The following is a 23,104-nucleotide window of genomic DNA, read 5'->3' as shown; positions in this document are numbered from 1 at the left end:
ATATGTCAAAAGAGATAGCAAAACAACGTATAGAAGAACTGCGTGATTTGTTAAATACATTTAACTATCAGTATCACGTATTAGACAATCCTTCTGTTCCTGATGCGGAGTATGACCGTAATATGCAGGAGCTTATAAAATTAGAAGCAGAGAATCCAGAGTTTATAAGTGAAGACTCTCCCTCCATTCGCGTTGGAGGAATGGTTCTTGATATATTTGAAAAAGTCACACATAAGTCACCGATGTTAAGTTTAGGAAATGCATTTAACGAAGGAGATTTACGTGATTTCGACCGACGAGTACGCCAAGGAATTGATGATGCGAATGTAAGATATATATGCGAATTAAAAATTGACGGACTTGCTGTTTCACTTCATTATGAAAAAGGACGCTTCATTCAAGGGGCAACACGTGGTGATGGTGTAACAGGTGAAGATATTACTCAAAATTTAAAAACGATTAAAGCGATCCCGCTCCGTTTAAATGAAGAAGTGACATTAGAAGCACGAGGCGAAGCTTATATGCCGAAGCGTTCATTCGTTAAGTTAAATGAAGAAAAAGAACAAAATGGTGAAGATGTATTTGCGAATCCGCGTAATGCGGCAGCAGGTTCAATACGCCAACTTGATCCAAAAATTGCAGCGAAGCGTAACTTATCTATGTTTGTGTACGGTCTTGCGAATGTAGAAGAAAAAACAATTCCATCACATAGTGAATCGCTTGATTTCTTAGGTGAACTTGGATTCAAAACAAATCCAAATCGTCGTACATGTGAAACAATCGAAGAAGTTATAGCTTATGTAGAAGAATGGCAAGAAAAACGTCCGCATCTTGATTATGAGATCGATGGAATCGTTATAAAAGTGGATGATGTTGCTCTTCAAGAAAGTTTAGGAACTACAGCAAAGAGTCCAAGATGGGCGATTGCTTATAAATTCCCGGCTGAAGAAGTTGTAACAAGATTAACAGGCATTGAATTAAGTGTTGGTCGCACAGGGGTTGTAACACCGACTGCAGAGCTAGAGGCAGTGCGAGTGGCTGGTACTATCGTTCGTCGTGCCTCTTTACATAACGAAGATTTAATTCGTGAAAAAGACATTCGAATTGGTGACTATGTTGTTGTGAAGAAGGCCGGAGATATTATTCCTGAAGTTGTGAACGTTATTTTTGATAAGCGTACTGGTGAGGAAGAAGAATATCATATGCCAACGCATTGCCCAGCATGTGAGAGTGAACTAGTTCGTTTAGAAGAAGAGGTAGCACTTCGCTGTATAAATCCAACTTGTCCGGCTCAAATTCGAGAAGGATTAATCCATTTCGTTTCAAGAAATGCAATGAATATTGATGGACTTGGAGAACGTGTCATTACACAACTCTTTGATGCTGATTATATTCGTACATTCGCTGATTTATATTCGTTGACGAAAGAGCAATTATTACAGCTAGAACGATTCGGTGAAAAATCAGCAACGAATTTAGTACAAGCAATTGAGAATTCTAAAGACAACTCATTAGAACGATTATTATTTGGTCTTGGTATTCGCCATGTTGGAGCGAAAGCAGCCCGTACATTTGCAGAGCATTTTGAAACGATGGATGCGCTTGTGAAAGCAACGGAAGAAGAACTAAAAGCAATTAATGAAATTGGCGAAAAAATGGCTCAATCTGTCGTGACGTATTTTGATAATGAAGACGTATTAGAGTTATTACAACAATTTAAAGAGTATGGCGTGAATATGGCATACAAAGGTATAAAAATGGCTGATTTACAAAATGTTGAATCTTACTTCGCAGGAAAAACTGTCGTTTTAACAGGTAAATTAGAAGTTATGGGACGTAGTGAAGCGAAGAAGAAGATTGAGGCATTAGGTGGAAAAGTCACAGGAAGTGTTAGTAAAAGTACGGATTTAGTTGTTGCAGGTGAAGCGGCAGGTTCGAAATTAGCACAAGCAGAGAAGCATAATGTTGAGGTTTGGAATGAAGAGAGGTTCTTACAAGAGCTAAATAAGTAAGAGGTGCAAACTTACCATGAAAAAAATAGCATTAGCGGTATTAAGCCTTGGCCTACTCGTAAGTGGGTGTAGTGCAGGTGCCGATAAAGATGAAAAAGTGGTTGAGAAATCGGGGAAAGCAAAAGAACAAGCAATCGTTCCGAAGTACGCTATTTCGGATGAATATTATAAGGCGACTATTCCATTTGAAGCAGGAGCTGCACGCGGATTAGTTGTACAAGGATTAAGTAATCGTCTTGATATAGATGAATTTGAAACAGGATTAATGCGTATTGCAAAAGAATCCTTTAGTACGAAAGATCATTTCTTTAAAGGTGGAGATGTTCTAGATACTCAAAATGTGCAGATGCTTGTTAAAAGAAAGCGTACAGATGCTGAACAAAAGGAACTAGAGGACAAATTAAAAAAAGATGCAGTTAAATTTCCAAACATTGGGTTAAACCCAGCGTTAGGTGGAGGATCTGAATCATTAGAGGCAAAAAATAAAAAAAATCCAATATATATTTCAAATATTTTAGAGCATGATTATTATGTGAAAAAAGGCGAAACAGATGAGCGCAAAGGCATAGTAGTTGGTTTAGCGATGAATTCGGTTCATTATTACGAGGAAGAGCATGGTTATCCGCGTGAGGCTAAAATTGAGCAAGAAAAAATGTTAGCGGAAGGGAAAAAAATGGCGCAAGAAGTCTTGAAATTTATGCATCAAAAAAAGCCTGAAACAAAAAATATTCCGATAACATTTGCAATTTATCGTCAGGCTCCAAAGGCTTCACTCGTGCCAGGTAACTTTGTTTCTTATGCGAATGTTGAAAAAGGCAGTGAAACGGTTGAGGATTGGAAACAAATTAATGAGAAATATTATTTATTCCCATCTGAACAAGCAAAAACAGATAATAAACGTGAAGATCTTGCGAGAGTATCGAACTTTAAAGCAAAACTAAGCGATTATTTCCAAGGCGACTATACAGCTGTTATCGGTACTGGTATGTATAGAGACGATGAATTAAGAGAAATAAAGCTTGATATTCCTGTCCAGTTTAATGGGAAAGCAGAAATAATTGGTTTTACACAATATGTAGCCGGGCTTGTTATGGAATACTTCCCGAATTATATGAAAGTACAAGTAACGATTAAATCTGTAGAACGTCCAGAAGCGATTATTATACGTGAAGCGAAGCAAGATGAACCATTTGTGAAAATTTTAGATTAAATAGGAGGGCTGTTCCTTTATGGAACGGCTTTTTTTCTTGAGGTATTTTGTTATAATTTAAAATGTTATAAATAATGGGGGTAAGGGGTAAAGCACATGGACGAATTAAGTTTTCAAGTCATTATTTTATTAATTGCATTCGGCTTTTTAGCAGCTTTTATTGATTCAGTTGTTGGCGGTGGAGGATTAATTTCGCTTCCAGCACTTATGTTTGTTGGTTTACCACCAGCTTCGGCAATTGCAACGAATAAATTAGCTGCAACGATGGGGACGTTTACGAGTGCAGTTTATTTTATTCGATCAGGAAAGGTCGATTTTAAAATTGTAGGAAAGTTAATCCCGTTAACTGTTATAGGAGCGGTCGCAGGCGCTTTAGTAGTAAAGTTTATTCCGCCGGATATTTTACGTCCGTTAGTGCTTGTGATGTTGGTGTTTATTGCCATTTATATTATTGCAAAAAAGGATTGGGGAAGTGTATCTACCTATAAGAAGATGACGAAAAGAAAAACATTAATATTTTTCTTTGTTATTTTAATGATAGGGTTTTACGATGGATTTTTTGGACCAGGGACAGGATCCTTTTTAATTTTTGCATTTTTATTAGTTGGTTTGGATTTTATTCAAGCGGCAGCATCTGGAAAACTTTTGAACTTTGTTAGTAATATCGTATCTTTAATTACTTTTTTATTTTTAGACGTAATTCATTTTGAATACGGTATTATTATGGGATTGTCGATGATTTTTGGCGCTTATTTTGGATCGAAGTTTGCAGTTCAAAAAGGTGTTGGATATGTAAGAACTTTATTTTTGTTAGTAACTATTTTATTGATTGGAAAAAACATTTTGGAATATACTCATATTTTGTAGAGTTATACGTATGTATAACTCTATTTTTTTATTATATTTTAAAAATTAATTAATTTTTAAAATATAAGTCTAGGAATATTTGAATAAATCTAAATTATCGTGTAGAATAATGTTGTAAAATGTAAACGTTTTTCTAAGGGGAGGCTAAAAAGAATGGTAGTAGCATACAAACATGAGCCATTTACAGATTTTTCAGTGGAGGCTAACAAATTAGCGTTTGAAGAAGGTTTAAAGAAAGTAGAATCTTATCTTGGACAAGACTATCCATTAATTATTGGGGGAGAAAAAATCACTACAGAAGACAAAATTGTTTCTGTAAACCCTGCAAATAAAGAGGAACTTGTTGGTCGCGTTTCAAAAGCAAGCCGTGAGTTAGCTGAAAAAGCAATGCAAGTAGCGGATGAAACATTCCAAACTTGGAGAAAATCAAAGCCAGAAATGCGTGCAGACATTTTATTCCGTGCTGCAGCAATCGTTCGTCGCAGAAAGCATGAATTCTCTGCTATTCTTGTAAAAGAAGCAGGTAAACCGTGGAATGAGGCAGATGCTGATACAGCAGAAGCAATCGACTTTATGGAATATTATGGTCGTCAAATGTTAAAATTAAAAGACGGAATTCCAGTAGAAAGCCGTCCAATTGAATATAATCGTTTCTCTTACATTCCATTAGGAGTAGGTGTTATCATTTCTCCTTGGAACTTCCCATTCGCAATTATGGCAGGTATGACAACAGCTGCTTTAGTTTCTGGTAACACAGTATTACTAAAACCAGCTAGTACAACTCCTGTAGTAGCAGCGAAATTCATGGAAGTATTAGAAGAAGCTGGCTTACCAGCTGGCGTAGTAAACTTCGTTCCAGGTAATGGTTCTGAAGTTGGTGACTACTTAGTAGATCACCCTCGTACACGTTTCGTGAGCTTCACTGGATCTCGTGATGTAGGTATCCGTATTTATGAGCGTGCAGCGAAAGTAAACCCAGGCCAAATTTGGTTAAAACGCGTTATCGCTGAAATGGGTGGTAAAGATACAATCGTTGTTGATAAAGAAGCAGATCTTGAATTAGCAGCTAAATCTATCGTAGCATCAGCATTCGGATTCTCAGGACAAAAATGTTCTGCATGTTCTCGTGCAGTAATCCATGAAGATGTATACGATTACGTATTAAATCGTGCTGTTGAATTAACGAAAGAATTAACAGTTGCTAATCCAGCTGTTTTAGGTACAAACATGGGTCCTGTTAATGACCAAGCTGCATTCGATAAAGTGATGAGCTATGTTGCAATTGGTAAAGAAGAAGGTAGAATCTTAACAGGTGGCGAAGGAGACGATTCTAAAGGCTGGTTCATCCAACCAACAATCGTTGCTGACGTTGCAGAAGATGCTCGCTTAATGAAAGAAGAAATCTTCGGACCAGTAGTAGCATTCTGTAAAGCAAAAGACTTTGATCATGCACTTGCAATTGCAAACAATACAGAATACGGTTTAACAGGTGCTGTTGTTACTAATAACCGTGACCATATTGAAAAAGCACGTGAAGAATTCCATGTGGGTAACTTATACTTCAACCGTGGATGTACTGGTGCAATCGTAGGTTACCAACCATTCGGTGGCTTTAACATGTCTGGTACAGACTCTAAAGCTGGTGGCCCTGACTACTTAGCACTTCACATGCAAGCAAAAACTACTTCTGAAACTTTATAAGAAATAGTAGAAGAGATCTTCGCAGTCTGCGAAGATCTCTTTTTTTTTTTTTTTTGAAAAAATTTCTATATGTGGATTAAGATAGATATAAGTAGAAAAACTAATAAAGTAATAAGGTTTACTTCAGTAAATAAGGTATATTATATTTGTTGAATAGATTCTCTTTAAAGACAAGAAAAGTAGGTGAACAAAGTGGGAAAATATCAATTAGATTACAAAAGTCAGGTATCTGTGGCAAAGTTTCATGAAAAACAGACGCCTGCCAAATTTGATAAAAAGCAGCAAATTGAAAAATTGCGTGCGGAGTATTTGAAAAAGAAGCAAAAACAAACAGATAAATAATATGTTACGTTTTTGATAGGAGAAACTAGTTCTAATTACCGTATATTACCATTCGATAATTAGAACTAGCTAAATCCTATTAATATCGGGATAAACATGTAAATAGAAACAAAACAATGAGAAAAGTTGACTTATTAGTCATATTTTTTAGTATTCATTTTAAGGATTTCCTGTATAATACAATTTGAAAGAAAATCTATGGTTTGACAAGAAATACTCTTTTCGGTGTTGCTCACTGAAGGGAGTGTTTTTTTGTAGCCACAAACTCCTCTGTACTCATTACAGTTGCATATACTCCATTTAAACTAGCCAAAATTGTGTTATGAATATAAACGGCTGGTATAGTAGCATTCTTAAAAGAAAGATCTTTTGTAGCACAAGCATCATGTATAACGGTACATGGAAAGCCGAAATCAAAAGCAGCCCTTACGGTAGCATCAATACACATATGAGTCATCATCCCGCATATGACGACGTGCTCAATGTCTAAACGTTGTAATTGTTCTAGAAGATCAGTTTCGCGAAAACTATTTGGATAATGTTTGAGTATAACGGTTTCTTCTCTAAGTGGACGTACGCTTTCATGAATATGTACACCCTCTGTATTGGGTAGGAAAAAAGTAGCGTCATTTTTTATTGCTACATGTTGGATATGAAAAATAGGTTCGTTTTTCGTTCTAAAGAGTTGTAGCAGCTGACGAGCATATTTGCTTGCTTCTATTGGATTACGCAATTCCATCTTTCCGTGTTGAAAATAATCATTTTGAATATCAACGAGTAAAAGAGCTGTTTTCATATATTTATCTTCCTCCGGTTTCATATTCAAATAATGGTATTCAATTTATAGAGGTGATTCTCCTTTTAAAAAAATATGAAGGAGAAGAATTTTACATAACTTTAAAAAGCAATATTATATTGTGATTTTTTATTTGAAAATTTTAATAGATAAATAATTAATATTTTTCTAAAAAATGTATTGACTCTTATTATTCTGAGTTCTATAATGAGAATTAATTAAACGACAATTAAATCGATACATTCTTATCCAGAGAGGTGGAGGGACTGGCCCTACGATACCTCAGCAACGGGTTTTTTAATACCGTGCTAACTCCAGCAAGCCTTATAAAAGGCTTGGAAGATGAGAAGATGTGACCGAGTACATATAAGTGCTCTCCTTCTTATCTTTATGGTTGATAAGAAGGAGAGCACTTTTTATTTTACCTCGAAAGCTCTACTTCAAGTTTTTACAGCATATAGGAGGGGAAAAAATGATTTCTTTTAACAACGTAAGTAAAGTATATGAATCAGGTGGGCAATCTGTTCATGCGGTGGAGGATGTAACATTATCAGTTGAGAAGGGCGAAATTTTTGGCATTATCGGTTTTAGTGGCGCTGGAAAGAGTACGTTATTACGCCTAGTAAATATGTTAGAGAGACCAACGGCGGGAACGATTTCAATAGATGATAAAGATATTACATCACTATCGACGAAAGAATTACGGAAGCTAAGACAAAGAATCGGGATGATTTTTCAAAGTTTTAATTTATTTAATTCAAGAACAGTGTTTGGGAATATTGCTTATCCATTAAGGTTAGCGAAAGTACCAAAAAATGAGATAACAGAAAGAGTAAATGAACTGCTAAAGTTTGTAGGATTAGAAGATAAAGCAAACTATTATCCAGAGCAACTATCAGGCGGACAAAAGCAGCGTGTTGGCATTGCAAGAGCACTTGCAACATCGCCAGACATTCTTATATGTGATGAGGCAACATCAGCTTTAGATCCAGAAACAACGACAGAAATTTTGAACTTATTAAAGAAAGTAAATCGAGAATACAATGTAACAATTCTTCTTATTACACATGAAATGCATGTTGTGAAAGAAATTTGTCACCGTGTAGCTGTAATGGAGAAGGGAAAGGTTATTGAAGAAGGAAAACTGTTTGATGTTTTCACACAACCAAAAACAAAGACAACTCAAAACTTTGTACGCTCCATTATTAATGATCATTTACCGGAAAGTGTTCTAGGGAAAATTCAAAATGGTGGACAGATTTATCGCTTAACATTTACTGGGGAAGAGACAGGGCAGCCGGTACTATCATATATCGCGAAAAACTATACCGTCGATGTAAACGTACTGTACGGAAATATTATTGAACTTCAAAATGTGCTATTTGGAAATCTACTTGTAGAACTGCAAGGTGAGCAGAAAGAAATTCAAAAAGCATTACAACATCTAAGACTGCAAGTGCAGCTGAAGGAGGTAGAAGCTCATGCGAGTTGATTGGAGTATATTTTGGCCTCGCATAGTAGATGCGACGGGGGATACCCTCTTAATGGTAATCGTAACCCTTATATTTGCTACAATTCTTGGTATACCACTAGGTTTACTTTTATATGTAACGAGGAAAGGAAACTTTTTAGAAAATAAATGGGTCTTTTCTATTCTTAATATCATTATTAATACAATTCGTCCGGTTCCATTCATCATCTTCTTAGTAGCTTTAAGCCCACTAACAAGAAGTGTTATCGGAACGACGATTGGAACAGCAGCAGCAATCTTTCCAATGACGTTAGTTGCGTCAATTGGTATTGCTAGAATGGTTGAAACAAATCTTGTTTCAGTTCCAAAGGGAGTCATTGAAGCAGCTCAAGCGATGGGTGCTTCACCATTTAGAATTGTTTTTGAAATTCTTGTACCAGAAGCGTTAGCGCCATTGATTTTAGGTGTTACGTTTATGACAGTTGGTTTAATTGAATTTTCTGCAGTTGCTGGGCTTGTCGGTGGTGGCGGTCTTGGTGACTTAGCGATGACATATGGTTATCAACGTTTTGATACATCAGTTATGTTCGTAACGGTCGTTTTACTTATTATTCTCGTACAGGTAGCTCAAAATTTAGGAAACTACTTTGCGAAAGTCTTTTTACGCAGATCATAAAAAGGAAGAGGGGAAAAGAAAATGAAGAAAATTTTAGCATTTGCATTATCAGCAATTGTAGGAATTTCAGCGTTAAGCGGCTGCTCAGATGCAGGAGCAAAAGAGAAAGTAGTTCGCATTGGTGTAACTGGAACGGATGGGAACGCTTGGGAAATTGTAAAGGACAAAGCTGAAAAAGAAGGAATTAAAGTTAAACTGATTGAGTTCTCTGATTATACAACGCCAAATAAAGCGTTAGCTGATGGAGATATTGAACTAAACTCATTCCAGCACGTTGCTTTCTTAGAGCAATTTAAAAAAGAGCATAAGTTAGATATTACAGCTGTTGGTACAACGCAAATTGCACCAATGGGCTTATACGCTGAAAAATATAAGAAGGCAAATGAAATTCCAGATGGTTCAGAAATTGCGATTCCAAATGATCCAACGAACCAAGCTCGTGCATTAAAACTTCTTGATGCAGCTGGATTATTAAAGCTTAAGAAAGACTTTGGCTTATTCGGAGATCCAAGTGGCATTGCTGAAAATCCGAAGAAGTTAAAAATTACACCGGTTATCGCACAGCAAACACCTCGTGTATTAAAAGATGTTGCAGCTTCAGTTATTAATAACGGTGTTGCTGGTCAAGCTGGATTAGATCCAGCGAAGGATCCAATTTTCTTAGAAGATCCAAAGAATGAAGATGCGAAGCCATATATTAATATTTTCGCAGCTCGTACAAAAGATAAAGATGATCCAACACTGAAAAAAGTAATTGAACTATATCATTCAAAAGAAGTAACAGATGCAATTAAGAAAGAAACAAATGATGGTTCCATTTCAGTAGATCTTTCACTTGAGGAGCTTGAAAAAATCGTAAAATAATTATCGGGTTTAACGATTAACAGTAGGAACCCCTCCGCTGTTAGCTCGTTCAACATATAATCTACTTAACAAACAAAACCCTAATTCTGTACCTTCCAATTCTGTATAATGTAGAATCCAATGTTTGTTAAGTAGAGTGATGGACCAGGAGTTTTCCTGGTCTTTTTTTATGAATGAAAGTAGCTAGCGAATAGTAAGGTAATCCAAATTATAAAAGGGTAAGCAAATAAGCTGAAAATGAGTGTAATTACGAATTGTTTTTTATGAATGAGGTGTTTTTCGAATGAAAAAAAGAAAATAGAAAAAATCATAATGAAAACGGCTGATATTACGCCAGGATTATATGAACGATAAATGAAAAACAAAATAATATGTTGAACAGAGTTGAAGAATATCGCCCCCTGTATAAAAATAATCCAGTATATAGAAGACAAGAAGTTTAGTTGATATAGAAAGACGATAAGTAAGACAAAGATTGTTAATACGAAAATCGCAATGAAAAATTGTCGGCTTGTTATAAAATGAATTGAAAATTGATTAGCAAGATATTGTGGCATTTGAAAAGATTCTTCAAGGTTATGAACGAAAAATAATAAAGGAATGATCCAGGGTATAATAGTTGAATGTTTTTTCATCAACTTACATCACTCCAATAAAATATAGAAAGCCTAAAAAAGGCCCTCTATACAGGGATAGTTATTCAATTATGATACTTTTTAAATTATCCTCATGATGCTCTTGTTTTTTCGGATAAGTAGCTAGTTCCTCTTGCAAAATGTTTAGTGCTTGCTTAGCTGATTGCTGGATTGGGGCAGGTAACTCTTCTAATATATTCATACCGACTTTTATTTTTGTACGAATTACCTTCCTTAGTAGTTCCTCACGCATGCACTACACCTCCAAATCGAATGTTTAGTACATCATCTTCGAATTTTGCTCCTTGAATAGAAAGGTGTGTTAACGTTTTTGGTAATGTGATGTTCCGTTTCACAGAACCTGAACGAATGATAAGTTCATCACCTTTTTGATTTAATGAAAGTTCACTTTTGTTTGAGAAGGGAATGGAGAGAACGAAAATATACTCATCGCCATCTTTTTTTACATATTGAGTGCGACCGTTAAATTTCACTTCCGTAGGAGAAGAATCTGATTTAAATAAAGCATCTCCTACACGCTCTAACATAGACAAACCGACAACCTCTTGTTCAAACATAGGAGCTTCGTAAATAGGAAGCGGCTGAAAACTATCTTGAATCAATGTTTTATATTTCTTTTGAGTATCTTTCCATGCTTGAAAATAAGGATCGGTGACAGTGTTAGGGATGACGCGATTAATCATAATGGCATCCACGTTATAATCGTATAAGTTTAAATACGTAAAGCTGCGCTGAGCTTCTTTAATGACCATCTTTTCAGGATTTACAACGATGCGGATACTTGTTATGTCTCGGTTTGATAAAATATCTCTCATTTCTCCAAGTTGTTCAAGTGTATTCGTTAATTCGTCCATAATATCATCGGTTGGAAGGGGGACACCAAGAAGTGGTTGAGCTACAGGACGAACAACTTTTAAAACTTTTCTTTTAATAGGAAATAATTTTTCCATCCACCAGCCGAGCATGTCTGGAAAGCTGAGCATTGCTAATGTTTCTCCTGTTGGAGCACAATCAATGATAATAACATCATATGTGTTTTGTTTATAATAATCGAGTACGCGAAGTAAGCTAATTAAATCTTCCATACCAGGAAACATCGTTAATTCTTCTGTTGTAATATCATCAGCTGCTTTGGAGGTGAAGAGTAGCGTAATATATTTCTGTAATTTCCCCCAGCCTTTTTCCATCTCATAAATCGTATTAATTTCTTGTGCCCACAAATTTTCACGAATTGCTAATGGCTCAGAAGATAGCTTTATACCAAATGAATCTCCTAAACTATGAGCAGGATCTGTACTCATTACTAATGTTTTTAATCCTTGTTTTGCGCTTTGAAGTGCTGTTGCTGCTGAAATGCTAGTTTTTCCTACGCCGCCTTTACCTGTATACAAAATAATTCTCATTATTCTATCCCCTTTGTTTCGAGTATCGAATATTACGAGTGCCGAAATAAAATGTTGAATAAAAACCCAACTAGGGTTTTATTCAATCGGAATGTTTTTCATTTTAGGTGTAGAAACCTTTTCTTCTGTTTTTTGCTGTGACGTAGCAATGTGATTCATGATCTTTTGGAAGATTTTTAGTAAGAATGCTTTTTCTGCTTCTGATAATGCTTCTGTCACTAGGCTAAAGTAATGGGCTGCATTTTGTTTTACTTCTTGAACGAGCATTACGCCGTTTTCTGTTAAACGAATTAATACAATGCGTCGGTCGTTTTCATCACGGTACCTTTCAATATATCCCTTTTTTACGAGGCGATTTACAACACCTGTCGTTGTACTCATCGGTATATCAAGAAGGTCAGCGATTTTTGTCATTGTAATATCTGTATTTCGCTCCATCCAAAGTAAACAAAATACTTCTGTTTTAGAAAGTGTTAAATCTAGGCTTACCCATTCTTCAGGATAAAAAAGTTTCTTGGCGTTATCTAGCAGTAAGTCTAAAAAATGTTCATATTGCAACAATTATTTCCACTCCCGTATATTTCGAGGTTCGTAATATTTGTTTTTATTTTATGAAGAATTGAAAAAAATGTCAATAGTTTTAACTGTTTTTTCAGATTAGACAGAAAACTAACTTTAAAATAGTATTCTTTTATGATAGATTTATAAATATAAAACTAGAATTTACATAAAAATCCATCATAGTAAATATACTTATCTATAATGGATGTACAGCTAACGAGGGGGAGAACAATGAGAAGACGTAATACGCAAGCGTTCACGTTTTTAGCATGGACTTCATTTGTTTGTGCACTTTCAGGTATGCTAATTGGGATTTATACGTTAGATGAAACGCTTAGTGTAAAAGGATATTATTTAATTGGAACATTATTTTTAACGATGTCTTGTTTTGTATTACAAAAAACAATTCGTGATAATGAAGAAGATAACGAGAGATTTCCGAAAAATAAACCGTTAGATAAAGAGTAAATCGTAAAGAAAGGCATTCGCCTTTCTTTTTTTATGTAAAAATGCAGTAAGTGCCGTGTGTTGACTTGCTTGAAGTACTGAAAATTTGGTATCATCAATAGTATTGTAGATTGAACGATATATTATGGAGGTGGCCTAGCCGTGTCAAGAATTTCCGTTGAGAATGTAAAGCACGTAGCACATTTAGCACGTCTTGCAATTACTGATCAAGAAGCTGAAAAATTTCAAAAACAACTAGATGCAATTGTTACATTTGCAGAACAGTTAAATGAATTAGATACAACTGATGTAAAACCAACAACTCATGTATTAACTATGAAAAATGTTATGCGTGAAGATGTACCAGAAAAAGGTTTACCAGTCGAAGAAGTATTAAAAAATGCACCGGATCACAAAGATAATCAAATCCGTGTTCCAGCAGTATTAGAATAGAGGAGGGGAATTTCGATGTCATTATTTGATCATTCCGTATCAGAGTTACATAAGAAGTTAAACAACAAAGAAATTTCCGTTACGGATTTAGTAGAAGAATCTTACAAACGTATTGCGGATGTTGAAGATAACGTAAAAGCTTTTCTTACATTAGATGAAGAAAACGCACGCGCGAAAGCGAAAGAATTAGACGCGAAAATTGGTGCTGAAGATAATGGTTTATTATTCGGTATGCCAATTGGTGTAAAAGATAACATTGTAACTAACGGTCTTCGTACAACTTGTGCGAGCAAAATGTTAGCAAACTTTGATCCAATTTATGATGCAACAGTTGTGCAAAAGCTAAAAGCTGCTGACACAGTTACAATCGGTAAGTTAAATATGGACGAGTTCGCAATGGGTTCTTCAAATGAAAACTCAGGTTTCTACGCTACGAAAAATCCATGGAACTTAGATTACGTTCCAGGCGGATCTAGTGGTGGTTCTGCAGCAGCTGTAGCAGCAGGAGAAGTATTATTCTCTCTAGGTTCTGATACGGGTGGTTCTATCCGTCAGCCAGCTGCATATTGCGGCGTTGTAGGTTTAAAACCAACTTACGGACGCGTATCTCGTTACGGATTAGTAGCATTCGCATCTTCACTTGACCAAATCGGACCGATTACACGTACAGTAGAAGATAATGCATACTTATTACAAGCTATTTCAGGTATTGACCGTATGGATGCAACTTCTGCTAACGTTGAAGTAGGAAACTACTTAGCTGGTTTAACAGGCGACGTTAAAGGTTTACGCATTGCTGTACCGAAAGAATACTTAGGAGAAGGTGTTGGCGAAGAAGCTCGTGAGTCAGTACTAGCTGCTTTAAAAGTATTAGAAGGTATGGGCGCAACTTGGGAGGAAGTATCTCTTCCACACTCTAAATACGCTCTAGCAACGTATTACTTATTATCTTCTTCTGAAGCATCTGCTAACCTTTCACGCTTTGATGGCGTACGTTACGGTGTTCGTTCTGATAATGTAAATAATTTATTAGACCTTTACAAAAACACACGTAGCGAAGGTTTTGGTGATGAAGTAAAACGTCGTATTATGCTTGGTACATTTGCACTTAGCTCTGGTTACTATGATGCATACTACAAGAAAGCACAACAAGTACGTACATTAATTAAAAACGACTTTGAAAATGTATTTGCTAACTACGATGTTATTATTGGACCAACAACGCCAACTCCGGCATTTAAAGTGGGCGAAAAAGTTGATGATCCAATGACAATGTATGCAAATGACATTTTAACAATCCCAGTAAACTTAGCGGGTGTTCCAGCGATTTCTGTTCCATGTGGATTCGGTGCTAACAACATGCCACTTGGTCTACAAATCATTGGTAAACACTTCGATGAAGCGACAATTTACCGCGTTGCACATGCGTTTGAGCAAGCAACAGACTATCATACAAAAAAAGCAAGTCTGTAAGGAGGCGAGCATAGATGAATTTAGAAACAATTATTGGTTTAGAGGTTCACGTTGAGTTAAAAACAAATTCGAAAATTTTCTCTGCGAGTCCAACAGAATTCGGAGCGGAGCCAAATACACAAACAAGTGTAATTGACTTAGGATACCCAGGGGTACTTCCTACTTTAAATAAAGAAGCAGTTAACTTTGCAATGAAAGCTGCAATGGCATTAAACTGTGAAATCGCAACGGAAACGAAGTTCGACCGTAAAAACTATTTCTACCCAGATAATCCGAAAGCTTACCAAATTTCTCAATTCGATAAGCCAATTGGTGAAAATGGTTGGATTGAAATTGAAGTAGACGGTAAAAAGAAACGTATCGGTATTACACGTCTTCATTTAGAAGAAGATGCTGGTAAATCAACGCATACAGCTGATGGTTCATTAGTAGATTACAATCGTCAAGGTATGCCTTTAATCGAGATCGTATCTGAGCCAGATATGCGTACGCCAGAAGAAGCATATGCATACTTAGAGAAGTTAAAATCAATCATTCAATACACTGGCGTATCTGATTGTAAGATGGAAGAAGGTTCCTTGCGTTGTGATGCGAACATTTCCCTTCGTCCAGTTGGACAAGAGAAGTTCGGTACAAAAGCGGAACTGAAAAACTTAAACTCATTCACTTACGTACAAAAAGGTCTTGAGCACGAGCAAGTGCGCCAAGAGAAAGAATTGTTATCTGGTGGTATCATCCAACAAGAAACACGTCGTTATGATGAAGCAACGAAGAAAACAATCTTAATGCGTGTGAAAGAGGGGTCTGACGATTACCGTTACTTCCCAGAGCCAGACTTAGTTGAACTTTACATCGATGATGAGTGGAAAGAAGAAATTCGTGCTTCGATTCCAGAACTTCCAGATGCACGTAAAGCTCGCTACGTTGCAGAAATTGGCTTACCAGCTTATGATGCACACGTATTAACATTAACGAAAGAGATGTCTGATTTCTTTGAAGCAGCAATTGAAGATGGAGCAGATGCGAAACTAACATCAAACTGGTTAATGGGTGAAGTGCTTGCATACTTAAACAAACAACAAAAAGAATTAAAAGACGTTGCATTAACGCCTGCTGGTTTATCTAAAATGGTTCAATTAATTGAAAAAGGTACAATTTCTTCTAAAATCGCGAAGAAAGTATTTAACGAGTTAATTGAAAAAGGTGGAGACCCAGAGGAAATCGTTAAAGCAAAAGGTCTTGTTCAAATTTCTGACGAGGGTACACTTCGTAAAGTTGTAACAGAAATTCTTGATAATAATGAGCAATCTATCGAAGACTTTAAAAACGGTAAAGACCGTGCAATTGGCTTCTTAGTTGGTCAAATTATGAAAGCTACAAAAGGACAAGCAAATCCGCCGCTTGTTAACAAAATCTTACTTGAAGAGATTAATAAGCGATAATAATAGTAACTTGTAAAGATTAAGCAGAAAAACACCCGTACATGGGTGTTTTTCTAGGTTAATCAAACGTTTGTTTAAATGAGAGAAGATCGTTTAAACAAACGTTTGATTAACTGTCAAAAGTGTAAAAATGTTTGTATAGCAACTATGGTATGATAGTTGCAAAAAGGTGGGAATAATGATAAATCTAGACATAGAGGTTTTTTTCATCTCATGAAATAATAGATAATTATTATTCGTTATATGTAAATTGTTGTGAGGAAATAGATGGACATAAATTTTTTGTCAAATAAAACAAAACCATTGAAATGAATATTTACTTTTGATGGACTACACGAATCGGGTTCTTACTGCCTGTTTGAGCGAGATAAAAGAAGGATAGGAAGATGAGAGGAGGTAGGCATGGGAATACTGAATAGAAGTTCGGTATGTTCTTTTTCAATATATAAAGAAATTTCCTGTGCTAATAAATGATGAAGCGAGCAAGAATTATTTATAATCCTACTTCTGGGCGCGAGCTATTTAAGAAGAGCTTACCGGAAGTATTACAAAAATTAGAACAAGCTGGATATGAAGCGTCTTGTCATGCGACAACTGGTCCTGGAGATGCGACTGTGGCAGCGAGGCAAGCTGCGGATCGTAAGTTTGATGTTGTTATCGCAGCTGGTGGTGATGGTACATTAAATGAAGTGGTGAACGGCTTAGTAGGACATGAACATCGTCCAAAGTTTGGAATTATTCCAGTTGGAACGACAAATGATTTTGCGCGTGCGATCGGTGTACCTCGTGCTATTGAAGAGGCTGCGGATATTATTTGTGAAGGGAAAACAGTTCCGTTAGATCTTGGTAGAGCGAATGATACATATTTCATTAATATCGCTGGTGGCGGCCGTATTACAGAATTAACATATGAAGTGCCAAGCAAGCTAAAGACGGTATTAGGCCAACTTGCTTACTATTTAAAAGGAATCGAAATGTTACCGTCATTACATCCAACATATGTTGAAATTGAGTATGATGGGAAATTACTACAAGAAGAAATTACGATGTTTTTAATTACGAATACTCGTTCAGTGGGCGGCTTTGAAAAGGTAGCACCATATGCATCGATTAACGATGGATTATTTGATTTATTAGTACTGAAAAAAGGTTCTATTGCTGACTTAATTAAAGCAGCAACACAAGCGCAGCGTGGTGAACATATTAACAATCCAAAAGTACTATACACACAAGCAAATCGAATTAAAGTGCATTCACCAGATAAACTAATGATTAACTTAGACGGTGAATACGGTGGAGATGCACCGATGGAATTCGAAAATATATATCATTGTCTTGAACTATTTGTTCCTGAACAACAAGAGGATGCCCTGTAAAGGCATCCTTTTTATTATATAGAGGAATTGTAAATTGGAAGTTAGTTTGATTTTTATGGTATTTTTACAATCCGTTTATTTTATATCCATACTTTATTGATACACTGGAGGAGATAAGAAACGAGAGGTAGGATGCTATGGAGAAGGTAAAGGCAATACTATTTGATAAAGATGGGACATTAATGGATTTTCATTCAATTTGGATAAAAGTGGCTGAAGAGCTTGTTGCTGAATGTATAAAATTATATCAACTCCCACAGTCAATGCAGCAGGCTTTATTAAAAGAAATCGGTGTGGATGGGGCATTTGTTCATCCTCGTAGTGCAATAGCTGCTGGAACAAGCCTCGATGTAGCAAAGGGGCTTTGTAAGTATATTACGTCATCTAAGGAAGAGGAAATGCATGAGTGGGTAAGTGAAAAATTATTTTCTCTTATGTATGAACACCGCTCCTATATGAAAATGACGGCGGATTTACCGAGGATTTTACAAGGTTTAAAGGATAGAGGATTTATTTTAGGTGTTGTGACAGCTGATGATTTTGCACCAACAGAATTATTTTTGAAACAATATCAATTAGAGTCCTTTTTTGATTATGTTGTAGCTTCAGATACATTTCCGGCACAAAAACCAGATAAAAGAATTGTAGAATCTTTTTGTGAGAAGTTTCATTTAGAAGCAGGTGAAGTAGCCGTCGTTGGAGATACACCAACTGATTTATATTTAGCGAGAAATGGTGGCAATTGCTATGCAATTGGAGTACTGTCTGGTACAGGAGATCGTCAAACGTTAGAACCACTTGCAGATTTAGTAGTACAATCTGTCGGGGAGTTTATTTCACATTCGGGTGAGTTGATTTGGGAACAAGGAAAGTCTAATGTGTAAGAAAAATAAGTCTATAAGGACTCTTAATGAGTCTTTATAGACTTATTTTTTATGTCGACATAGAAGGTATGCAGGATGAATGCTGGGAAAGAACGTTGGCATACATTTTGCAATGAAAAGAGAAAACAATGTAAAGAAAAGGATGGGGTACGTAATGAACACAAAAAAATTTGCTAAAGTAAATGAACAAATTCCTGGACCGAAAGCAGCGTCTTTATTAGAACGCCGCCAAAATATAGTACCAAAAGGAGTAAGTAACGGCATCCCAACGTTTGTACAATCTGCAAATGGTTCTCTTGTAACAGATGTTGATGGCAATCAGTACATTGATTTCGCGGGAGCAATCGGAACAATTAACGTAGGGCATTGTCATCCAGCTGTTAAAGAGGCGCTCCATAAACAAGTAGATCAATACATTCATACTGGATTTAATGTCATGATGTATGAGCCATATATTGAATTAGCAGAAAAACTTGCGGCATTAGCGCCGGGAAGTTTTGATAAGCAAGTACTATTTTTAAATAGTGGTGCAGAAGCGGTTGAAAACGCAGTGAAAATCGCTCGTAAATATACAAAAAGACCTGGTATTATTGCATTTTCTAAAGGATTCCACGGGCGTACATTAATGACAATGACGATGACAAGTAAAGTAAAACCATATAAATTTGGATTTGGCCCATTTGCGCCTGAAGTTTATAAAGCACCGTTTCCGTACGAATATCGCCGTCCAGAAGGATTAACGGAAGAGCAGTACGATGACTTTATGATTGAAGAGTTTAAGAATTTCTTCATATCAGAGGTAGCACCAGAAACAATTGCAGCCGTTGTAATGGAACCTGTTCAAGGGGAAGGCGGATTTATCGTTCCGAGTAAGAAGTTTGTGCAAGAAGTACGCAATATTTGTTCAGAACACGGCATCTTATTTGTAGCGGATGAAATTCAAACAGGATTTAGTCGTACAGGAAAATATTTTGCCATTGATCATTATGATGTCGTTCCAGATTTAATTACGGTATCTAAATCATTAGGCGCTGGTGTACCGATTAGTGGTGTTATTGGGCGCAAGGAAATTATGAATGAGTCTGCGCCGGGAGAGCTTGGTGGAACGTATGCAGGAAGCCCACTAGGATGTGCAGCAGCATTAGCAGTACTTGATGTGATAGAAAAAGAGAATTTAAATAATAGAGCGATAGAATTAGGAAAAGTCGTAATGAACCGATTCGAAGAGATGAAAAATAAATATAATTGCATTGGTGATGTGCGTGGTTTAGGAGCAATGTGTGCATTCGAGCTCGTTCAAGATCGGAAGACGAAAGCACCTGATAAAACGTTAACAGCTAATTTGTGCGCAGAGGCAAATAAACGCGGATTACTTCTACTATCAGCAGGGACATACGGTAATGTTATTCGTGTGTTAATGCCATTAGTTATTACAGATGAGCAACTTGAAGAAGGATTAACAATAATTGAAGAATCATTGCAAGTCTGTTATGAGAAAGCAAATACTGCTCGTGTTTAAAAGCTAAATAATAAATCGCAAACATTCTAGCTGACCCTATATAAAATACAGAAAATTCACTTTATAATAAAGGTAGTGAAGTGAATCGATGGATTGGAAGTTAGGGGTGGCTAGGATGGTTGGAGAAAAGGAACGAGTGTTAATGGATTTACAAGATGTATTTGAATATGCGTTTGACGAAATTTTTGTGACTGACGAAAAGGGAATCGTTGTGCGTGTAAATAGTACATGTGAAAGGCACTATCAACTAGCTGCTAAAGAGTTGGTAGGTAAGCATGTGAAAGAATTGCAGAAGGATGGTATCTTTTATCCATCGGCAACGTTAGAAGTAATTGAAAAAAAGAGACCGATTGAACTCGTTCAAACGACAAAATCAGGAGAGTATTTACACGTTCGTACAAGGCCTGTTTTTGATAATGAGGGAAATTTAAGAAGAGTAATTAGTTATTCACGTGATCTTACAGAGCTCTACCAATTACGTCAAAAGGTAGAGGAAATGGATAATCAGTTAAAAACATATAAAAAAGAATTAAGAGAAACATATGAACATGAAGGACTTATTTTTAAAAGTATCGCTATGCAAAAAATAGTCGAGACAATCAAGAAAGTATCCGTGGTAGATAGTACAGTTCTCGTTTTAGGTGAGACAGGAGTAGGGAAGAGTCGATTAGTACGTCATTTACATGAAGTGAGTAACAGGAAGAATGAAAGTTTCTATGAAATTAATTGTGCGGCATTGCCAACGAATTTAATTGAATCAGAGCTTTTTGGATACTCAGGTGGATCTTTTACAGGTGCGAATCGTGAAGGGAAAAAGGGATTATTAGAATCAGCTCATAAAGGAACTCTTTTCTTAGATGAAATTGGCGAAATGCCACTTGAAATTCAAGCGAAACTTTTGCAAGTGTTGCAAGAAAAAACGTTTCGTCCTATTGGCGGAAGAGAATTAAAAAAGGTGGACGTTAGAATTGTAGCGGCTACAAATAGAGATTTAAATATGATGGTGAAACAAGGAACATTCCGGAAAGATTTATATTATCGTCTGAATGTCATTCCAATTGTAATTCCACCACTCAGGGAAAGAACCGAAGACATTTTGCCACTCATTTATCATTATTTACAGCACTTTAACGAAAAATATGGCCGGAATGTAAAATTAGCGCCTAGCACATTGCAAATGTTTGTTGGTTACCCGTGGGAAGGAAATAATAGAGAGATTGAAAATGTGATTGAGCGAATTGTTATAACTGCTGATGATATCGTTACGATAGAAGATTTGCCAATAGCGATGCAAGAATCAACGCTTGAACAGTCCGGCCAAAGTCTCTATAAAATGTTAGAAGAAGTAGAACGGAATATTATTTTGAAAGCATATAAAACATATGGATCGAGTTATAAAGTAGCGGAGTTTTTAAAAATAAGTCAATCTGCTGCCACTAGGAAGATAAAGAAACTTATAGAGGAGGAAGAAAACATTGGATAAAAAAGCGACATTTGTAAATGTAGAGAAAAAGGCGATGTATATAAATGGTGAGTGGATTACATTGCAAGAACAAATCGAAGTAAATAATCCAGCAACGAAAGAAATATTTGCGACGGTACCAAAGGGTGGGATAACAGAGGCAAAGCAAGCTGTTGATGCTGCTCATGAAGCTTTTAAATCATGGTCTAAGTTAACAGCAGCAGACCGTGCAGTGAAGTTAAAAAAATGGTTCACACTTATCGATGAAAATAAAGAAGAGATTGCAGCGATTATGACGAGAGAACAAGGAAAGCCGTTTGCAGAAGCACTTGGTGAAGTGAATTATGCCAATAGCTTTGTTGAATGGTATGCAGAAGAAGGTAAACGCGTATATGGCGAAACGATTCCTGCTTCTCATCCGAATAAACGTATTTTAGTTATGAAGCAACCAGTTGGAGTTATGGCCGCTATTACACCTTGGAACTTCCCGGCTGCTATGATTACGAGAAAGGTAGCCCCGGCGCTTGCAGCGGGATGTACGGCAGTTGTAAAACCGGCAAGCCAAACGCCGTTAACTGCTTTGAAATTAGCTGAATTAGCCCATGAAGCGGACATTCCAAAAGGCGTAATAAATATTGTAACAGGCAGTGCGAAAGCAATTGCTGATACGTGGATGGAAGATGGACGTGTTCGAAAAGTTTCCTTTACAGGATCAACTGAGATTGGGAAAGAATTAATGGCTAGTGCTGCACAAACGATGAAAAAGGTTTCACTTGAGTTAGGTGGTCACGCGCCGTTTATTGTTATGAATGATGCGGACTTAGATAAAGCGGTAGAGGCGGTAATCGGTTCGAAATTCCGTAACGCAGGACAAACGTGTATATGTACAAACCGAGTATTTGTTCAGGAAGAAGTGTATGAAGTATTTGCAGAGAAGTTTCAAAAGGCAGTAGGGCAGTTAAAAGTAGGAGACGGTTTCGGTGATGGAACGACTGTAGGACCACTTATTGACGAGAATGCAGTTTCGAAAGTACAGGAACATATTGAAGATGCTATTCAAAAGGGTGGAACAGTCTTATTTGGTGGTCATAAGGTTGCAGAGCTAGATGGACACTTTATGCAACCAACTGTAATTGGATTGGCGAACGATACGATGCTTTGTATGAATGAAGAAACATTCGGACCAGTAGCACCAGTTGCGAAATTTAAAACGGTTGAAGAAGTAATCGAACGTGCAAATAATACACCATATGGCTTAGCTGCTTATATTTTCACAAAAGATATTAGTCAAGCATTCCAAGTTAGCGAGGCATTAGAGTACGGTATTATCGGATTAAATGATGGACTTCCATCAGTTGCACAAGCACCGTTTGGTGGCTTTAAAGAAAGTGGTATTGGCCGTGAAGGAGGGCATTTCGGTATCGAGGAATATTTAGAAATTAAATATATTTCATTAGGACTATAAGTAGTATACTAGAATCTCTATAAG

The 23,104-nt window shown here is 36.5% G+C and carries 22 protein-coding genes and 1 riboswitch; of the genes, 17 read left to right on the top strand and 5 right to left on the bottom strand.

Going from position 1 to position 23,104, the window contains the following annotated elements:
• Nucleotides 1–2: 2 nt before the first annotated feature.
• The 5 genes from ligA (at nt 3) to QCI46_RS25645 (ending at nt 6,132) form a co-directional block, all read left to right on the top strand.
• Nucleotides 3–2,012: an NAD-dependent DNA ligase LigA gene (gene ligA / locus QCI46_RS25665; RefSeq protein WP_353841730.1), complete on the top strand. Its 2,010-nt coding sequence runs from the start codon at nt 3–5 to the stop codon at nt 2,010–2,012.
• A gap of 16 nt (nt 2,013–2,028) precedes the next feature.
• Nucleotides 2,029–3,222, top strand: coding sequence for a CamS family sex pheromone protein (locus QCI46_RS25660; RefSeq protein ID WP_353841729.1), 1,194 nt, complete (start codon nt 2,029–2,031; stop codon nt 3,220–3,222).
• A gap of 96 nt (nt 3,223–3,318) precedes the next feature.
• Nucleotides 3,319–4,089 carry a TSUP family transporter gene (locus tag QCI46_RS25655; RefSeq protein ID WP_048567196.1) on the top strand — a complete coding sequence of 257 codons (771 nt, stop codon included), beginning with the start codon at nt 3,319–3,321 and terminating at the stop codon, nt 4,087–4,089.
• A gap of 153 nt (nt 4,090–4,242) precedes the next feature.
• Nucleotides 4,243–5,790, top strand: coding sequence for an L-glutamate gamma-semialdehyde dehydrogenase (gene pruA, locus QCI46_RS25650; protein WP_087982225.1), 1,548 nt, complete (start codon nt 4,243–4,245; stop codon nt 5,788–5,790).
• Nucleotides 5,791–5,982: 192 nt separating this feature from the next.
• Nucleotides 5,983–6,132 carry a hypothetical protein gene (locus QCI46_RS25645; RefSeq protein ID WP_000521654.1) on the top strand — a complete coding sequence of 50 codons (150 nt, stop codon included), beginning with the start codon at nt 5,983–5,985 and terminating at the stop codon, nt 6,130–6,132.
• Nucleotides 6,133–6,364: 232 nt separating this feature from the next.
• On the opposite strand, the gene QCI46_RS25640 is transcribed toward QCI46_RS25645, so the two are convergent.
• On the bottom strand, nt 6,365–6,928 hold the full coding sequence (locus tag QCI46_RS25640) for a cysteine hydrolase family protein (RefSeq protein ID WP_353841728.1): 564 nt from the start codon (nt 6,926–6,928) through the stop codon (nt 6,365–6,367).
• 242 nt (nt 6,929–7,170) lie between these two features.
• A riboswitch (SAM riboswitch) is annotated at nt 7,171–7,277 on the top strand.
• 123 nt (nt 7,278–7,400) lie between these two features.
• Here QCI46_RS25640 and QCI46_RS25635 point away from each other — a divergent pair.
• From QCI46_RS25635 to QCI46_RS25625, 3 genes are read left to right on the top strand one after another with little or no spacing between them, the layout of a single operon-like run.
• Nucleotides 7,401–8,420 (top strand): methionine ABC transporter ATP-binding protein, encoded by a 1,020-nt coding sequence (locus QCI46_RS25635; RefSeq protein WP_353841727.1) that lies wholly within the window; start codon nt 7,401–7,403, stop codon nt 8,418–8,420.
• The gene (locus tag QCI46_RS25630; RefSeq protein ID WP_001261880.1) at nt 8,410–9,075 is read left to right on the top strand and encodes a methionine ABC transporter permease; all 666 of its coding nucleotides are present in this window, start codon (nt 8,410–8,412) and stop codon (nt 9,073–9,075) included. Before QCI46_RS25635 ends, QCI46_RS25630 begins: the two co-directional genes overlap by 11 nt.
• Nucleotides 9,076–9,096: 21 nt before the next feature.
• Complete coding sequence (locus QCI46_RS25625; protein WP_353841726.1) at nt 9,097–9,939, top strand: MetQ/NlpA family ABC transporter substrate-binding protein; 843 nt, start codon at nt 9,097–9,099, stop codon at nt 9,937–9,939.
• A 167-nt stretch (nt 9,940–10,106) separates the two neighbouring features.
• Here the strand turns inward: QCI46_RS25625 and QCI46_RS25620 are convergent, their stop codons facing one another.
• The 4 genes from QCI46_RS25620 to QCI46_RS25605 form a co-directional block, all read right to left on the bottom strand.
• Entirely contained in the window at nt 10,107–10,574 is a 468-nt protein-coding gene (locus tag QCI46_RS25620; RefSeq protein ID WP_142310770.1) for an HXXEE domain-containing protein, read from the bottom strand.
• Between the two features lie 61 nt (nt 10,575–10,635).
• Complete coding sequence (locus tag QCI46_RS25615) at nt 10,636–10,827, bottom strand: DUF3926 domain-containing protein (protein WP_087982231.1); 192 nt, start codon at nt 10,825–10,827, stop codon at nt 10,636–10,638.
• Nucleotides 10,820–12,001, bottom strand: coding sequence for an ArsA family ATPase (locus tag QCI46_RS25610; protein ID WP_088061535.1), 1,182 nt, complete (start codon nt 11,999–12,001; stop codon nt 10,820–10,822). The genes QCI46_RS25615 and QCI46_RS25610 overlap by 8 nt, the downstream gene beginning before the upstream one ends.
• Before the next feature lie 75 nt (nt 12,002–12,076).
• Nucleotides 12,077–12,559, bottom strand: a complete 483-nt coding sequence (locus tag QCI46_RS25605) for a MarR family winged helix-turn-helix transcriptional regulator (RefSeq protein WP_353841725.1) — start codon at nt 12,557–12,559, stop codon at nt 12,077–12,079.
• Nucleotides 12,560–12,790: 231 nt separating this feature from the next.
• Between QCI46_RS25605 and QCI46_RS25600 the strand changes: the two genes are divergently transcribed.
• The 9 genes from QCI46_RS25600 (at nt 12,791) to gabD (ending at nt 23,080) form a co-directional block, all read left to right on the top strand.
• Nucleotides 12,791–13,027, top strand: coding sequence for a YiaA/YiaB family inner membrane protein (locus QCI46_RS25600; protein WP_001254393.1), 237 nt, complete (start codon nt 12,791–12,793; stop codon nt 13,025–13,027).
• Between the two features lie 141 nt (nt 13,028–13,168).
• The gene (gene gatC / locus QCI46_RS25595) at nt 13,169–13,459 is read left to right on the top strand and encodes an Asp-tRNA(Asn)/Glu-tRNA(Gln) amidotransferase subunit GatC (protein ID WP_000086999.1); all 291 of its coding nucleotides are present in this window, start codon (nt 13,169–13,171) and stop codon (nt 13,457–13,459) included.
• Between the two features lie 15 nt (nt 13,460–13,474).
• Nucleotides 13,475–14,932 (top strand): Asp-tRNA(Asn)/Glu-tRNA(Gln) amidotransferase subunit GatA, encoded by a 1,458-nt coding sequence (gene gatA / locus QCI46_RS25590; RefSeq protein ID WP_000051449.1) that lies wholly within the window; start codon nt 13,475–13,477, stop codon nt 14,930–14,932.
• Nucleotides 14,933–14,946: 14 nt separating this feature from the next.
• Nucleotides 14,947–16,374 (top strand): Asp-tRNA(Asn)/Glu-tRNA(Gln) amidotransferase subunit GatB, encoded by a 1,428-nt coding sequence (gene gatB / locus QCI46_RS25585; RefSeq protein WP_001047688.1) that lies wholly within the window; start codon nt 14,947–14,949, stop codon nt 16,372–16,374.
• A gap of 470 nt (nt 16,375–16,844) precedes the next feature.
• The gene (locus tag QCI46_RS25580; RefSeq protein WP_000977669.1) at nt 16,845–17,750 is read left to right on the top strand and encodes a diacylglycerol kinase; all 906 of its coding nucleotides are present in this window, start codon (nt 16,845–16,847) and stop codon (nt 17,748–17,750) included.
• A 137-nt stretch (nt 17,751–17,887) separates the two neighbouring features.
• On the top strand, nt 17,888–18,634 hold the full coding sequence (locus tag QCI46_RS25575; RefSeq protein WP_353841724.1) for an HAD family hydrolase: 747 nt from the start codon (nt 17,888–17,890) through the stop codon (nt 18,632–18,634).
• 154 nt (nt 18,635–18,788) lie between these two features.
• The gene (gabT, locus tag QCI46_RS25570; protein WP_353841723.1) at nt 18,789–20,153 is read left to right on the top strand and encodes a 4-aminobutyrate--2-oxoglutarate transaminase; all 1,365 of its coding nucleotides are present in this window, start codon (nt 18,789–18,791) and stop codon (nt 20,151–20,153) included.
• A 115-nt stretch (nt 20,154–20,268) separates the two neighbouring features.
• On the top strand, nt 20,269–21,636 hold the full coding sequence (locus QCI46_RS25565; RefSeq protein ID WP_353841722.1) for a sigma-54 interaction domain-containing protein: 1,368 nt from the start codon (nt 20,269–20,271) through the stop codon (nt 21,634–21,636).
• A complete protein-coding gene (gabD, locus tag QCI46_RS25560; protein ID WP_353841721.1) occupies nt 21,629–23,080 on the top strand; it encodes an NADP-dependent succinate-semialdehyde dehydrogenase in 1,452 nt (483 codons plus the stop codon). Before QCI46_RS25565 ends, gabD begins: the two co-directional genes overlap by 8 nt.
• The last annotated feature ends 24 nt before the right edge of the window (nt 23,081–23,104 follow it).

This window comes from Bacillus cereus group sp. RP32 (genome assembly GCF_040459735.1).
In the GTDB taxonomy this organism is placed as follows: Bacteria; Bacillota; Bacilli; order Bacillales; family Bacillaceae_G; genus Bacillus_A; species Bacillus_A wiedmannii.
The sequence above is the reverse complement of the archived record's forward strand: the minus strand, read 5'-3'. Positions and strand labels throughout refer to the sequence as shown.